General features: G+C 66.7%; 18 protein-coding genes. 6 read left to right on the top strand and 12 right to left on the bottom strand.

Annotated features, from left to right (window positions below; all coding sequences use genetic code 11):
* Positions 1–182 precede the first annotated feature (182 nt).
* The 8 genes from hisE to AC6I6X_RS21405 form a co-directional block, all read right to left on the bottom strand.
* On the bottom strand, positions 183–467 hold the full coding sequence (hisE, locus tag AC6I6X_RS21440) for a phosphoribosyl-ATP diphosphatase (RefSeq protein ID WP_497932607.1): 285 nt from the start codon (positions 465–467) through the stop codon (positions 183–185).
* Positions 468–935 carry a bifunctional nuclease family protein gene (locus AC6I6X_RS21435; RefSeq protein ID WP_497932606.1) on the bottom strand — a complete coding sequence of 156 codons (468 nt, stop codon included), beginning with the start codon at positions 933–935 and terminating at the stop codon, positions 468–470.
* A gap of 139 nt (positions 936–1074) precedes the next feature.
* On the bottom strand, positions 1075–1692 hold the full coding sequence (pdxT, locus tag AC6I6X_RS21430; protein WP_497932605.1) for a pyridoxal 5'-phosphate synthase glutaminase subunit PdxT: 618 nt from the start codon (positions 1690–1692) through the stop codon (positions 1075–1077).
* 73 nt (positions 1693–1765) lie between these two features.
* Complete coding sequence (locus AC6I6X_RS21425) at positions 1766–2806, bottom strand: SDR family oxidoreductase (protein WP_497932604.1); 1041 nt, start codon at positions 2804–2806, stop codon at positions 1766–1768.
* A 2-nt stretch (positions 2807–2808) separates the two neighbouring features.
* The gene (locus AC6I6X_RS21420) at positions 2809–4317 is read right to left on the bottom strand and encodes a vitamin K epoxide reductase family protein (RefSeq protein ID WP_497932603.1); all 1509 of its coding nucleotides are present in this window, start codon (positions 4315–4317) and stop codon (positions 2809–2811) included.
* Positions 4314–6254: a glycoside hydrolase family 15 protein gene (locus AC6I6X_RS21415; protein WP_497932602.1), complete on the bottom strand. Its 1941-nt coding sequence runs from the start codon at positions 6252–6254 to the stop codon at positions 4314–4316. The genes AC6I6X_RS21420 and AC6I6X_RS21415 overlap by 4 nt, the downstream gene beginning before the upstream one ends.
* 76 nt (positions 6255–6330) lie before the next feature.
* Entirely contained in the window at positions 6331–6714 is a 384-nt protein-coding gene (locus AC6I6X_RS21410) for an SPW repeat domain-containing protein (protein ID WP_497932601.1), read from the bottom strand.
* A 72-nt stretch (positions 6715–6786) separates the two neighbouring features.
* The gene (locus tag AC6I6X_RS21405; protein ID WP_497932600.1) at positions 6787–7140 is read right to left on the bottom strand and encodes a four-helix bundle copper-binding protein; all 354 of its coding nucleotides are present in this window, start codon (positions 7138–7140) and stop codon (positions 6787–6789) included.
* Positions 7141–7435: 295 nt separating this feature from the next.
* On the opposite strand from AC6I6X_RS21405, the gene AC6I6X_RS21400 reads away from it, so the two are divergent.
* Both AC6I6X_RS21400 and AC6I6X_RS21395 read left to right on the top strand, forming a co-directional pair.
* On the top strand, positions 7436–7747 hold the full coding sequence (locus tag AC6I6X_RS21400; RefSeq protein WP_497932599.1) for a hypothetical protein: 312 nt from the start codon (positions 7436–7438) through the stop codon (positions 7745–7747).
* Positions 7744–8325: a winged helix-turn-helix domain-containing protein gene (locus tag AC6I6X_RS21395; RefSeq protein WP_497932598.1), complete on the top strand. Its 582-nt coding sequence runs from the start codon at positions 7744–7746 to the stop codon at positions 8323–8325. Before AC6I6X_RS21400 ends, AC6I6X_RS21395 begins: the two co-directional genes overlap by 4 nt.
* A 73-nt stretch (positions 8326–8398) precedes the next feature.
* On the opposite strand, the gene AC6I6X_RS21390 is transcribed toward AC6I6X_RS21395, so the two are convergent.
* Entirely contained in the window at positions 8399–8560 is a 162-nt protein-coding gene (locus AC6I6X_RS21390; protein ID WP_497932597.1) for a preprotein translocase subunit Sec61beta, read from the bottom strand.
* A gap of 192 nt (positions 8561–8752) precedes the next feature.
* Here AC6I6X_RS21390 and AC6I6X_RS21385 point away from each other — a divergent pair, with 192 nt between their 5' ends.
* Positions 8753–9667, top strand: coding sequence for a formyltransferase family protein (locus AC6I6X_RS21385; protein ID WP_497932596.1), 915 nt, complete (start codon positions 8753–8755; stop codon positions 9665–9667).
* Positions 9668–9966: 299 nt separating this feature from the next.
* The gene (locus tag AC6I6X_RS21380) at positions 9967–10983 is read left to right on the top strand and encodes a CARDB domain-containing protein (protein WP_497932595.1); all 1017 of its coding nucleotides are present in this window, start codon (positions 9967–9969) and stop codon (positions 10981–10983) included.
* A 143-nt stretch (positions 10984–11126) separates the two neighbouring features.
* Here the strand turns inward: AC6I6X_RS21380 and AC6I6X_RS21375 are convergent, their stop codons facing one another.
* Positions 11127–11771: a universal stress protein gene (locus tag AC6I6X_RS21375; RefSeq protein ID WP_497932594.1), complete on the bottom strand. Its 645-nt coding sequence runs from the start codon at positions 11769–11771 to the stop codon at positions 11127–11129.
* Positions 11772–11979: 208 nt separating this feature from the next.
* Here AC6I6X_RS21375 and AC6I6X_RS21370 point away from each other — a divergent pair, with 208 nt between their 5' ends.
* Positions 11980–12249 carry a thioredoxin family protein gene (locus tag AC6I6X_RS21370; RefSeq protein ID WP_497932593.1) on the top strand — a complete coding sequence of 90 codons (270 nt, stop codon included), beginning with the start codon at positions 11980–11982 and terminating at the stop codon, positions 12247–12249.
* 213 nt (positions 12250–12462) lie between these two features.
* Positions 12463–12630 carry a DUF7556 family protein gene (locus tag AC6I6X_RS21365; RefSeq protein ID WP_497932592.1) on the top strand — a complete coding sequence of 56 codons (168 nt, stop codon included), beginning with the start codon at positions 12463–12465 and terminating at the stop codon, positions 12628–12630.
* 171 nt (positions 12631–12801) lie between these two features.
* Here the strand turns inward: AC6I6X_RS21365 and npdG are convergent, their stop codons facing one another.
* Positions 12802–13470, bottom strand: a complete 669-nt coding sequence (gene npdG, locus AC6I6X_RS21360; RefSeq protein WP_497932591.1) for an NADPH-dependent F420 reductase — start codon at positions 13468–13470, stop codon at positions 12802–12804.
* 98 nt (positions 13471–13568) lie between these two features.
* Positions 13569–14555, bottom strand: coding sequence for a hypothetical protein (locus AC6I6X_RS21355; RefSeq protein ID WP_497932590.1), 987 nt, complete (start codon positions 14553–14555; stop codon positions 13569–13571).
* Positions 14556–14760 lie beyond the last annotated feature (205 nt).

Genomic DNA, 14760 nt, shown 5'->3' with positions numbered 1-14760 from the left:
CGAATCGGCCCCACGACCTGTCGTTCGTTCAATGGGTATGTATCACCGCTCCCCGACCAAGAAACTACCCCGTCGATCCGGCCGCCGGGACGAGGACGGCACGCGTCGATCCCCCGCTCTCCCCCGTCGAGGGTGCGTGGCGGGCCCCGTCGCCGTCCGCTCGACGGTGGGGCCCGGTCCGCTCACCGGCGGGCCCTGAGTTCCGCCTCGAGGTCGTCGAGATCCATGTCCTTCATCGAGAGCAACACGAGCAGGTGATAGACGATGTCGGCGGCCTCGTAGGCCACCTCCTCGTGGTCGTCGTCTTTCGCGGCGAGGACGAGTTCGGTCGTCTCCTCGCCGAGTTTCTCGAGCACCGCGTTCTCCCCCTTCTCGTGGGTGAACAGCGACGCGGTGTAGGAGCCCTCGGGCAGCGTCTCCTTGCGATCCTCGATGACGGCAAACAACTCCTCGAATATGTCCTCCATCTACATGTCACCGGATACGTTGCGGATGTCTTCGAGTTGCTCGAACTTTTCGCTGTCGTCTCGGCCGTCCTGGAAGACGTCTTCGGTCACCTCGATCGACGCGTTCGTCCGGGCGGCAAGCGCCAGCGAGTCGCTGGGCCGGGCGTCGATGACGGTCTCGCCCCGCGGCGTCTCGACGTGGAGGTCGGCGATGTAGGTGCCGCCCTGGCCGTCGTCGCGGCGTTCGATCTCGCTGACGACGACCCGGTCGACTCGGCTCCCGAGTTCCTCCATCACGTCGAGCAGGAGGTCGTGGGTCAGCGGGCGACCGATGTCGTCGGCCTCGAGGCCCCGCGCGATGCTGGTCGCCTCGTCGAACCCGATGAAGATCGGCACGACGTCCTCCTCGCCGTCGACGGCGAGGACGACCACTGGTACCGGTCCCTGGGGCGTCCCCGCGACGCGAATCGCGTCGATGGATGCCTTCATACCCCCACGGATGTTGGCGAGCATGAAAAACCTGCCCGACAGCGAGTGCATGCATCGGCGATCCGCGCCCGATCGATCGGCCGACCCGATCCTGGACGGACCCACCCTCGAGATCGATCGGGGACCGTCAGTCAGGCGGTCAGCGTGACTCCGCGTCCGCCGGCACCGACGCGTCGTCGTTCTCGAAGAAGGCGAGGCCGTGGATCCGGCTGTCGGGCGTGAGTTCGGGGTGGAAGGCGGTCCCGACGATCGGTCCGTCTCGGACGGCGACCGGCCGATCGTCCCACGTCGCGAGCACCTCGCACTCGCCGACCGCGTCGATCGCCGGAGCGCGGATGAACACCGCCGGGTACGGCTCGTCGAGGCCCGCGACGGAAAGCGGGGCCTCGAAGCTGTCCTTCTGGCGGCCGAAAGCGTTGCGCTCGACGCTCGCGTCGAGCAAGCCGAGTTCGTCGACCCGATCGTCGTTCGCGTCGCTCGAGGCGACGATCAGGCCGGCACACGTCGCGAGGAGCGGCTTCCCCGCGGCGACGTGGTCCCGAATCTCGGGGGCGATTCCCTCGCTGTGAACCAGCCGCGAGATGGTCGTCGATTCGCCGCCGGGCATCGCGAGCAGGTCGCAGTCGGGGACGATGCCCGATTCGCAGATCTCGTGAACCGTGACCTCGCGGCCGTGTGCCCGCCCCGCCCGTTCGATGGCGTTCGCGTGTTCCGTCACGTCGCCCTGGACGGCGACGACGCCCGCAACCAGTGTCATGCGACCCGCTATGGACGGGCCGTTCAACTATGTTACGAGGTTTCGCGCGTGGCTCGACCGGATCCCGTCGGCCTCACCCGGGATCGGCCGACGTGGCCCGGCGACCGAGAATCGTGCCGACGATCGCGGCCGCGAAGCCGGCGAGTAGCCCCAGCGTCCGCCGGTTGGTACTCACCCAGAGCTGGTAACTCCGATCGCGCGCTCGCTCGTCGAACGGCCCGCGAGCGCCGACGTCGCCGGCCACCGGCTCGTACAGGTTGTGCTCTCGATCGGGATCGACCGGCTCGTCGGTTTGCTGCGCGTCGTACCCGCCGCGGGCGAGATAGTCGTCGAGTCGCCGGGGCACGAGCCGATTGCCGAGGATCGCTTTCAGCGTCGGCCAGCCGACCCACAGTTCGTCCCGGCCGTGGTCGACGGTCCAGACGATCGCGCGGGCGGCGACCTCGGGCTGGTAGATCGGCGGGACCGGCTGCGGCTTCCGGGGCAACCGGCTCTTCGTCCACTCGAACTGCGGGGTATTCATCGCGGGCATCTGCACCATCGAGAGCTGCACGTCGCAGTCGTCGTGGATGAGTTCCGTCCGCACGGACTCGGTGTACCCCTGGATCGCGTGCTTCGCGCCGCAGTAGGCCGACTGGAGCGGGATGCCGCGGTACGCCAGCGCCGAGCCGACCTGGACGACCGTCCCCTCGTCGCGCGGGCGCATCCGATCGAGCGCGGCCTGCGTGCCGTAGACGTAGCCAAGGTACGTGACCTCGGTGACGCGATGGTACTCCTCGTCCGTCATCTCCGCGGCCGGCGAGAACACCGACACCATCGCGTTGTTCACCCAGACGTCGATCGGGCCGAACGCGTCCGCAACGGTCTCGGCTGCCACCTCGACTTGCTCGGGGTCGGCGACGTCCGTCGGGACGGCGATCGCCTCGCCGCCGGCCGCCTCGACGTCCGCTTTGGCGGCCTCGAGACCCTCCTCGCCTCGCGCGAGGAGGCCGATCTTCGCGCCGCGATCGGCGAACGCGCGAGCGGTGGCTCGACCGACGCCGGCCGACGCGCCCGTGACGACGACGACCTCGGCGTCGGCGGATTCGGTTTTGGAAGCGGTAGGTTCGGCCATCGTTAGCTACCGAGGGGGTTCAGTCGTTCGATCGTCTCGACGGTCGCGTAGCGCTCCCAGCCGCCGTACTGATCCGCGATCGGGCCGCGCGGGACGCTGAGGAGCACGACGAGTACCCCGGCGACGGCGGCGTTGATCGCGGCGATCGTCGGGACCCCGGCGAACAGCCACGGGGCGACGACGATCCACGCCGCGAGCGGGACGTTCAGGAACCGGATCGAGCGGGCGGGTTCGGCGGTCGCGATCACGGTGAACGAGACGATCAGCGAGCCGACGAGGTGGCTGCTGTCGGCCATGAGCCCCGACGTCCCGAAGACGGTCGGGGAGAGCATGAGCCAGACCCCGAGTGTCATCGCGGCCAGTAGCGTCCACGGGATCGAGACGCCCCAGAACGGCTCGCGAATCGGGGAGTCGTCGATCGCACGCGGGGCGCTCCCGTCGACGCCGGACTCGTCCTCGGGAATCGTCCCGCCCATCCAGAAGGCTGTCCAGAGGCTGTCACCCCGGCGCATCAGTCGGACGAGGAACTGCCCCATCGCGACGACTTCGTCGACCGTCAGCGAGATCATCCACAGCATGCCGAACGCCGAGAGGAGACAGAGCGTACACCACGTCCCGACCGTGATCGGCTGCATGATGACCAGCAGGACCTGGACGAACCCCAGCGGGATCACGACGACGCCGAAGAAGGCGACCATCCACGGCATCGTGCGCCAGCGCCGCCGATCGCCCATGAATCCCATCAGCGCCTCGATCGAGTAGGCGACCGCGCCGAGACCGGCGTCCGAAACCGGGAACGCCGCCGACACCTTCGACGTGAGGATCTCCTCGGTCCCCGTGCCGTACAGCGGATCCCAGGCGCTGCTAATGTACTCCAGCTGGAACGCGGCCATGTACCACGAGGCGAAGAAGCCGACGATCCCGAGGGCGATCAGCGGGGCTCGCTGTGCGCCCGTCGAGGGGTTGTACGACCAGCCCGGGGGGACGGCCGGCCCGTCCATCTCCGAGCGCATCACGATGATGATCGAGAACGTCATCACCATGATACCGACGAGGGTGTTGTTGGCGTAGGCCGCCGCCGTCGGCGCCCAGAACGCGATCGGCGAGAACACCAGCCACAGACCGACGAACCCGTTAGCGTAGTTGGCGTAGCCGCTCTCCCGGTAGATCGTGAGACCGGCCAGCGCGATCAGGACGACGCCGCTGATCACGCCGTTCCACCGCATCAGCGCACTCTCGTAGCCCAGCGTCGGCGTACTCGCGATCAGCCAGAGGCCAAGCGAGATGATCGCGTACTGGGGCCAGATTTCCTCCGTCGGATGTTCGAGCATCATGTCGCCCGGCCGCATCGACCCGTTGGCCCCGTTTCCGTCGCCGTCTTCACCGTCGGTCGACGTCTCGACTCGATCGTCGCTCTCCTCGCCGGGATCCGCGTTCGCGTCTCGGATTCGCCCGTCGGTCGTGACGGCGGTCGGTTCGTCGGTCGAGTCGTCGCGTCGTTCGTCGTTCATTGTCCCGATGTCTCTCCGTCAGTGTCGCTGTCGTTCGACTGGCGAACGATCGCCCTGTTCGAAATAGCGTCTTCGAGCGACTCGTCGCGGCCGAGCGGTGCCGGCGATACCGAACTCGAGCCATCCGCGTGGCCGAGGTAGAGCGCGCTGTTGAGGAGCCCGATGTGACTGTACGCCTGCGGGAAATTGCCCCGCTGGTCGCCGCTCTCGGGATCGATCGCCTCGGCCAGCAGTCCGAGCGAACTGGTCTCCTCGAGGAGGCGATCGAATCGCTCGGTTGCCTCGGCGACCCGTCCCGAGAGCGCGAGCGCGGAGACGAGCCAGAACGAGCAGACGACGAACGGACTCGCCTCGCCGGGGAGCCCGTCGTCGCCCTCGTAGCGTCGGACGAGGCCGTCGTCGGCTTCCAGTCGATCGATCGTCGCGTCGATCGTGCGCTGTACGCGATCGTCCTCGGGCGGAAGGAAGCCGACGACCGGAACGAGCAGGTTCGCCGCGTCGAGCGTCTCCTCGTCGTCGAACGCCCGTACGAAACTGTTCGCGCGCTCGCTGTAGCCCCGCTCGAGGATCGCGTCGCGGACCTCGCGCCGGCACGTCCGCCAGCGATCGAGCGGCGCCGACGCGTCGTCGCCGGCGGCTTCGGCGATCTCGATCCCCCGATCCAGCGCCGTCCAGCACAGTACCTTCGAGTAGACGAACTGCTCGTAGTCGGAGCGGACCTCCCAGATGCCGGCGTCGGGCTCGTCCCACCCCTCGCAGACGTAGTCGATGAGATCCCGCATCACCGCCCAGTCGTCGGCCGTCACCGGTTCGCCGTAGCGGACGCTTTCGTATATCGCGAGGATCAATTCGCCGTAGACGTCGAGCTGGTGCTGGTTCTTTGCCGCGTTCCCGATGCGAACGGGTGTCGACCCGCCGTACCCGCTGAGGTGATCGAGGACCCGTTCGTCGGGGACTTCCTCGCTGTGGAGGCCGTAGACCGGTGGCACCGCCTCGGGTTCGTGTCTACGACAGTGATCGAGGCAGAGTTCGAAGTACGATCGCGCCTCTGCCAGGTGGCCCAGTTCGGCCAGCGCTCGAACGGTGAAGGCCGCGTCCCGGATCCAGTTGAACCGGTAATCCCAGTTGCGGACGCCGCCGATGTCCTCGGGTAGCGAGGTCGTCGGGGCCGCACACACCGCGCCCGTCTCGCGGTGGATGAGGAGTTTGAGCACGAGCGACGAGCGCGTCGCGAGGTCGTGCCAGGGTCCGCCGACGGGACAGTGCTCCCCGTCGCAGTCGTGGGTCCACTCGCGCCAGTACTCGACGGTGTCCCGGAGCGTCTCCCGGTGGCGCGGTGGTTCGAGGGGGACTGCATCGCCGTACCCCAGCACGAGCCAGCGCGTTTCGTCGGCCGCGAGCGTCACCGTCGCGCTCGCCCCGGTGCCGTCGGCCGAGGGCTCGATCGGAACGTCGCTCGAGAGGACGACCCGATCGTCGTCGCCGATCGCGACGACGCCGTCGCCCGCCGCGGCGTCGGTCGTCGGTTCGACGGCGGGGACGTCCCGCGCGTAGTCGAATCGCGGTTCGAACCGGACGTCGAGATCGATCGAGCCGTCATCACAGTCCAGTTTCCGGTAGATCGCGGGCGGCTGGTCGTCCGCCCCGATCGCCTCGGCGACGGGCACGAAGTCGGTCAGCGTCGCACTGCCGCCTGCGGTCTGGAACGTCGTCTCGAGGACGTTGGTGCGATCGCGGTACCGCTGGACGGACTCGAACGACTGGGTGGGCCGAACGGCGAACCGGCCGCCGCGATCGGCGTCCAGCACGGCGGCGAAGACGCTCGGCGATTCGACGTGCGGGAGCGGACACCAGTCGATCGAGCCGTCGCGGCCGACGAGCGCGACCGTGTTTCCGTCGCCGATCGCGCCGTACTCCTCGAGTCTGGTGTAGTCCATGGTCACGTTTGGTCCCGGATCGGTTCGGCCGCGGCTCGCTTCCCCATCGTCGGACGGGTTTCCCGTATTTGCTCCATTACCGTCCCTCTTCGGCAGTCGTACGAAGGGCCGGTTCGGTGGGGGCGAGCGTCGCCACGTAGGCGTTGTAGCCGGCGAGGCTCGCGACGAGGGTGCCCGCGACGACGTCGTTCCACAGCGCCACCCCCTCGATGCCGAGCGCGAACGGCGCGACGACGAGCCAGAGTCCCAGGACCGCGGCGATTCCCGACCCGATCGCGCTTGCGGGCCGCCGCCTGACCGCTCTGGCGTAGTTGGTGCCGGCCGCGAGGACGATCACGGCACCGACGACCGCGTCGTTCCACCTGCCGATCGCCGGTGCGTCGACGACGATCGGTGCGACGACCAGCCAGCAACCGATCGCGACGTTGCCGGCGGCGGCCACTCTCGTGATCGCATTCATGATATCGAGGTTCCACGCGCGTCGATCGCGAGCGGGTGACGATCGGACTCACGAATCGCGATCCCGACGCTCTCAGGCCGACGCCATGTTGCGGCAGGTCTCCGCACACTCCCGGAGGACGTCCGCACAGACCTGACAGTGCTCGTGATCGTGTTGCTCGCACTCGTCGGCGCACTCCTCGCAGGCGTCGGCGGTGATCCCGGCCAGGTCGGAACTGTAGCCGGAATTGCGGGCCATGAATCGCGCGTGCATCTCCGCCAGGTCGGCGACGTCGCGACAGAGGCGCAGACACTCGGCCATCTCCTCGCCCTCGTCGGCGCACTCGTCGGCACACCACTCGCAGGCCTGTACACACTCGAAACAGCTGTCGATGCACTCCTGCATCTCCTCGTTTTCGCTGACGTGGTCGATCTGAGTTAGTGCCATCGCGGTCGATCGGTGGGCGTCGATCCGTTTTGTTAGCCGCTCCCCACGACGCGCCGACCGATCGGTGAGGGACGATACTCGCGGCGGGCGCGGCGGCCCGGCCGATCGGTGAGGACGGCGTTACGACGGATTACCGCCGGTTGGCGGGTCCGGTTCGCCGGCGAGCGATCGGCTGGACCGCGACCGACTCGACGCGGTCGACTCCCGAAATCACGGAGCCGAGTCGCTCCTTCGCCACTGCACCCGTGCAATTACAGGCCCCAGGTTAACGGCTCCCGGACCTGTAGCCCGCGCCATGGCCCACTCCGCCGTCCACCTCCTCGGCGTCTCCTTCGCGATCGTCTCCAGTACCGGGGCCGGGGTGTTCGCGCTCCTCTCCTGGGGGATTTTCCGGAACTCGCCGTTTGGAACCGCGATCGGCCTCCTCTCGCTCGGGATGGTCGCGCTGACGCTCTACCACACCACGTTGCTCGTCACGGGGCCGGAGCCGCTGGCGCTCCACGTGCTCCGGAGCGCGGCGAACACGATCGTCGCGATCTTCATCGGATTGCTGATACTTCGCCACCGCCAGCTTCTCCGAAATCGATCGCGGGGTGAGCCGTCGTGAACGGATTGACCCCTTTCGCCGGCTACAACCTGGCGATCGGGATCGTCGTCGCGCTCGAACTCCTGTACTTCCTCTCGCTGGAGGCGTCGACGACGGCGTATCGCCGGTTCGTGCTCGTCACCGCCGCTGGACTGGTGCTTGCCGTGATCGGCGGGCCGGTCGCCGAACTGGTCGCGCCGTCGCTGGTCCACTGGGTCCACGGGACCGCCGCGTTGCTGGTCGTCTTCGGCCTCTACGACCCCGTCGCGAACGAGGTGCGGACGACGGAGTGGGACCGAGCGTTACTGAACGAACCGTCCAGTATCCGTCGGCCGGCCGGCTGGATGACGCCGATGGACGACGAGATCCTCGGCGCGTTTTACGGCACCGATCTCGCACTGACACCGTCGATCGTGGCCTTCAACACCGGGTTCAGCCGAAAAGAGGTGAATCGCCGCCTGATCGAACTGGAGACGCACGGCCTCCTCGAGAAGGTCGAACGGGGGAAGTATCGGTTGACGAGGCGCGGCGAGCGGTACCTTCGCGGCCAACTTCGGGCCGGTCCGGCGTCGGCGGACGCCACCGGTGTTCGCGGGTAATCGAGTTACGGAACGCGGCGGACGCTCCGCTGTCGTGCGTCGCGATCGATCGGTGAGAAGGGGCGCGTCGACGTTACGCGATGAAGGTCAACAGCTGGACCAGCACGCCCAGCATGACGCCGAACGCGATGACCGTCTTCGGATCGATACGGATGGCGTTCGAGTCCTCGGAGTCGAAGTACCGGACGAGTCCGGCACTGGACATCAGCCCACCGGTGTTCTGTCCTTTGTCCATACGCGTTCCTATGGGCCCCCGAAACTAAGTCTTTCGTCGTGTCGTCGGCGTTCGTTCGCGGCGCCGAGCGAGCGGCACCGAGTCGCGTACCGCCGTTTTTCAGAATCGTTACGAAATCGCAGGGTAGCGCATGTTAGCGCCGTGCTACGAGAAGGGAGACGGATCTCATCGAGACAGTAACTAAGGGTGGACGTGCGAGACGAAGCATTCATGCGGAACACCGGACCGACGAGAGTCGGATTTCTCACCGATCCTCACCTCTATTACTGGCAAGCGCGCGCTATCGAGCGATTACGGCGCGAACTCGATATCGACGTCTCGATCGTCGTGAGCGATTCCTGCGACACCGATTCCGCCGGCGAATTCACGAATCCAACGGACCTCGTCGGACTGGACGCGGTGAAAAAGGTGTACGACACCGTGGCCGAGGAGAGCGCGTGGACGCTCGTTATGGCGGAGCAAACCATCGCAAAGATGCTCGGCGACGAACGGAGGCTCTGGCAACTGGTCAGCGTCGAGGACGTCGACTGTTTCGACGACGCCGAGCACGTCCGCTGCGACCCGCGAACCGAGAACGGCTGGACCGAATTTCCCGACGACGTCGTGACGCGCGTTGCGGAGAGTTGCGACGTCGTCGTCCGCTTCGGCTTCGGCCTCATCCGAGGGAGTATCCTGACCGCGCCGGAACACGGCGTTCTGAGCTTCCACCCCAGCGACATCCGATCGTACCGCGGGATGGGTCCGCCACCCGCGTTTTACGACGATCGGACCACGATGGGGTCGACGTTACAGCGGTTGAACGAGACGATCGACGGCGGACGAATCGTCGCGTACGACGAGGTGTATATCGGTGATTGTTACACGTTATGGGACGTCTTTGATCGGATCGCGCGGCTCCAGATTCGCCTCTTGACCGACGGAATCGAACGGTTACGCGATTCGTCGGCCGGACTCGAAACCGTCCCCGAGGAGGAGTTAGGCGAGTACCATCCGTTGAGTCGACGACGCGATCTGGACTTTTCGGGAAAAATTCTGCTGAAGAACCTCTCCGGCCGGGCCCGCCGCCGATTCAGAAGGTGGAACAGGCGGTCCCGGACGGAACGCTGATCGAGCGGCGCGACGTTTTCGACCGGTTCTCGACGGAACGACCGAGAAGCCTGTACGATCGACCGTCTGTCAGCGCTCGATCGACCGTCAAGCGCCGCAGTCGCGTCTCATCGCACCTGCGATGTGCACGACCACGACGCCGTAACCGATTCCAACGTGAGTTGACGAGTAGGGGATCTCTGCTGACTGAAACCGGGATATAACAATACCCGGGCGCTGAATCTACCCGGTCACGACGAACGATGACGGATTCCCCTCTTACTCCTCCGGCCGGTTCGTTGACGGCTGTCGCCGCTGGAATGATCGCTATACTCGTAATCGGCGCAACCGTCGGGACCGGGATAGTCGGCGTGGCCGCCGCCCAGCAGAACGATCGGACGGGCGAGTACGCTGTCGTACAGGGCGACGAGTGCATTCCCATCGAACCCTTCGGACAGGGCCACCAGTCGGCAGAAGAACTGTACGACTACCGGACGCCGAACACGTCTCCGAGCGCACCCACGTACAGCTCCTACGGAACGAGCGACTTCCAGGAGGACGATACGAGTGTCCTCTTCTTGTACGAGGGACGCGACGGACTCAGCCTCGTCCTGATTCACGACCGACTCGACGGAAACACGTCGGGCGGTTCGGCGACGATGCACGTCGACGGCCTGCCGGAAGACGGTGAGTGGACCGTCGAGGACGATAGCTACGACGGGACGGAGGATACGTTCGATCGTCGCGGATCGACGAGTCGCCTCTCCTGGGCCTGGACCGAAGGCCGAACCGACGGTGCCGTGTTCACCGGCGGTCTCGACGACGGCTTCGAGATCGAAATCGATCCCGCATTCAACGACGAGGCGGACCTCCAGATCTACGACGGAGAGATCACCGACTGGAAGGTTCTCTCCGGTCCCGATCACGACAGCGAAGCGACGTCGCTGGATCTGGACCGACCGATCACGATCCACGCCGGCGGCTGTGGCTCGACGACGGTGACGGAACTCGACGCCCCCGGGACGGTGTCGCCCGGCGAGTCGACGACTATCGAGGCGACGGTCACGAACGAGGGCGTCCAGGAAACGACGTCGACCGTTCCGGTGACTGTCGACGGTGAGTCGATCGATCGGATCGACGTGTCGCTGGCACCAGGCGAGTCCACCACCGTAGAGACGACCGTCGAATTCGACGAGACGGGAACGCACACCGTCGGCATCGCCGACGCGGAGACCGACGTGAACGTCGGGGGCGGCGAACCGGCGGCCGGTTTCGGCATCGTCGCCGCAGTCGTGGCCGGCCTGCTCGCGGCTGTCATCGCGCTCAGACGGCGCTGAACGGTCTCCAGCGCTCGACCGCGACCCGGATCGATCGGTGAGACGAGAGACGTCGTATCCTTCATTATCGAGTCCGTCGAACGATCACCGACGAGCCGTGATCGACCCGGTACTCGTCGACGACGAGGCTCGATCGGGGCCCGTCAGGACTCGGTGACGTCGGCGATCCGCGTCCGCCCGGTCGGTCGCGAGATGTGGACGTTGAACGCCCGGTCGTCGGTTTCGGCGTGGACGATCCAGTAACCGCCCATCTCGTGGGGGTCGTCGCCGATCTCGAGGTCGGCGGCGTCGATTCCCTCGTCCGACTCGAGCGCCGTCCGGGCGGCGTCGATCGCCGCGTCGGCGCTCCCGACTGGTTCTTCGTCCTCCTCGGCGCGCGTGACCAGGACGGAGCAGTCCGCGTTGCGCACCACGTGTTCGGTTACGCTTCCCAGCAGGAGTCGATCGATTCCCTTGCGGCCGTGGGTCCCCATCACGACGACGTCGATCGCGTTGACGTCGGCGTACGTGAGGATCCGTTCGCGGGGATCTCCCTCTTCGATCGTCGTGACGACCTCGAGGTCGTCGGGGGCTCGTTCGGCGACGGCGTCGGTTAGTTCGCGGCCGTGTTCGCGCATCGATTCGGAGACCTGACTCTCGGAGAGGCTCCACGGCGTCTTCTCGTCGACGTCGACGGCGAACAGGACGTGAAGCGTCGCGTCGAACTGGTCGGCGATCTCGATCGCCTGTTCGACCGCTCGCGATGCGGGTTCGCTCCCGTCGGTGGGCACCAGTACGTTTCGATACATGGTCGAGCGTTCGACTGGCACCCATAAATTCGTGGGGCTAATGACCGGTTCCCGAGAACGAACTGGCCGGACCGGCGGCCCCGAACCCGATTCGCGGGTAACAGGGCCGAGGACCGCCGTCGTGGTGCGCTCGGCCGATCGGGTGCGTGTCACGTTCGGTCGACTGGGAAACCCTTATGCGCGCTGCCTTGGAACTAGCGGTGAACCGATGACTGTCACACTCAAGGATTTCTACGCGGACTGGTGTGGCCCCTGCAAGACCCAGGATCCGATCCTCGAGGAACTCGAGGAGGACTGGGAGGGGCGATTCGAGGTCGAGAAGATCAACGTCGACGAACAGCAGGACGTGGCCAACGAGTACCAGGTACGCTCGCTCCCGACGCTCATCATCGAGAACGACGACGGGATCGTCGAGCGCTTCGTCGGCGTCACCCAGCGCGAGGACATCGAGGACGCGCTCGAATCGGCCGGCGCGTAAGGACGACCCGTATCGCTCGTTTTACAGCGCGTTCGCGTCGTAGCCGCGCCTGTCCCGATCGCGCGGCGGCCGCCACGCGCCCGTTACGACACGTCCAATTGACTATCGATATCTGCTAATATCTATAGTAATATACGGAATTCCCCTACACTTTCAACCAGTAATTGCGGATATTCCAGAACATTCATAGTGTGGCTCTGCGTTCACTCGGGTATGAAGCCCGACCTGCAGTCGTTCGGGGCTGAGGGCGAACCGGACGTCGTCGCGGCGATCGACGAGATCGACGGCCGACCGCACCTCGTCATCGCCGACATCACGCGAGACGACGTCTGGATGACGGTACCGGAAGCCGAAGCGCTCTCGGCCGACGAGTGGCGATAACGCCCTCTCCCACGGGTTCGGGGACCCCCGATCGCGGTTCGTTTTGATCCGGGCCGACCCGATTCGACCGGTCCGGGTTCGGGTCCCGGCGGATTCGACTGCCAGGCCACGCAGTCGTCGCAAGTAGTGCGCGGCGTGGCGCGTCGATTCCGGCGCGTCAGCGGTCGATCGCTACACCCACTTTACACCGACGTCGTGCATGTCCTCGTTGTACTTCGCGATGTTGATGACCAGCGGCGTGACGCTCTCGACCTCGGCGGCGTTGGCCAGCGGGCCGACGTCCAGGGCCCGCAGTCCCTCGATCTCGTTCGCGAGGTCGAGTACGCGCTGTTTCGCGCCCTCGTCGTCGGCGACGACGAGCGTGTCGAGGTCGAAGTCGTTGTCGAGGTCCGACAGCGCGTCGGCCGCGAGGTTGTGGAAGGCCCCGACGACAGGCACCGCGTCGGGCGCGCGCTGGGCGACGAGTTTGGTGACGCTTCCGGCCCCGGGCGGGTGGTAGTGGAGGCCGTCTTCGTCGCCCTGCATCCCGACTGCGGGCGTGACGAGGATCGTGTCCTCGTCGAGACTGTCGGCGACCGCCTCGACCGTGTCCCCGGCGTAGTACGGCGGGACCGAGAGGACGACGACGTCCGCCCGATCCGCCGCCATCTCGTTCGCAAAGCCCTTGACGGACGCGTCGACGCCCCGCTCCGCGAGTTCGTCCTCGTAGGACGCGACCGCGTCGCGAGCCTTCTCGGGATCGCGCGACCCGATGAGGATCTCGTGGTCCGTATCGCGCGCGAAGCGCAGCGCGAGCCCTTCGCCGATGTCGCCGGTTCCGCCGAGTAGTGCGATTCGCATACCCCTCTCTGGGCACGGCATCCGAATAAAATGGTGGGGGTTCGGTCGATCTCGCCGGAATCGCGGGGTCGCGCGTGGCGGGTTCGCGATCGGCCCCGTCAGTCGCGTCCCGCGTCGTCGCCCGCTCCGATCCGCCAGGCGTCGTCCGGCGAGGAGATGGTCCCGTCCGCACAGATCACCCACGGGATGACGCGACAGGTCCGGCAGAGCCGATCGGCGGGGACGGAGAGTCGCGCGGTGTCCGACGCGCCCGCGAGGTCGGTCACGTCGAGGAGTACGTCGGCCTGAGTCAACCACCAGACGACCCGATCGAGGTCCCCGTCTGGATCGGTCACGTCGAGTTCGAACGTGGCGGTCTCGCCGCTCGCGTACGATCGCTCGCCCGGTTCCGGGTCGTACGCGTCGATCGTCGGGGACGCGTTCCCGTCGTCGGTCACCTCGACCGTCCACCGGGCCGTATAGGTTTCCTCGCCGTCGGTGGGAACGACGGCCGCGGCCACGTCGTGCGTGCCGGGCGACTCGAACGCTTCCCGCCAGTAGTGGTACCCGGTCTCGGCGTCGTAGGCCGCCTGCCAGGGGCCCCCGATCGGGGTCCCTACGCGGTCGCCGTCGACCCACCAAACGGTCGTTCGCATGGGGTCCGACCGGTCGAGACCGGCCTCGAACAGCACCTCGGTTCCCGGCTGGACGGCGAGGTCGCGATCGGGTCGCCGGTCGGAGAGCGGCGTCGCGCCGGTCACGCTCACGGTGCGTTCGGCCCCGTCACCCGCGACGTCGACTCGAATCGGGACCTCGGTATCCATCGGGACCGGGTACGTGTAGAACTCCTGCGTGAGCGTCGTCGTCTCGCCGGCGTCGACCGTCGTCCGCACGCGACCGATGCGTTCGAAATCGTCCCCGACGAGTAGGTCGACGTCGGTCCGGACGTCGCTCGTCCCGCCGTTCTCGACGGCGGCGGTCACCTCGAGGAGATCCCCCGCGCCGACGGGTGCGTTCGTCTCGACGATGCTCACGTCGAGTGCGACGTCCTCACCGGTTCCCGCGTCGGTCTCGGCGCCGTCGTCCCGTTCCTGTTCGGCAGTCACGGGGATGTCGGTTCCTGTCGAGAGAAATACAGCTCCGGTCGATACGCCGGTCAGCATCCGGCGTCGCGTTGGTCCGCTCATCGCGGCCATCTACCCCGCGACGATGATATAAAGGCGCGCTACCGTTGCGGCCGAAAGCCGCCGTTTCGATCGGGCTCCCGTCCCCGTGTTCGGAGGCACGTTCAGTAGGGACTCCCTGGAACGG

Source organism: Halosolutus sp. YCN4 (assembly GCF_059736495.1).
Note: the sequence above shows the minus strand (reverse complement) of the source record. Positions and strands in the feature narration are given on the sequence as shown.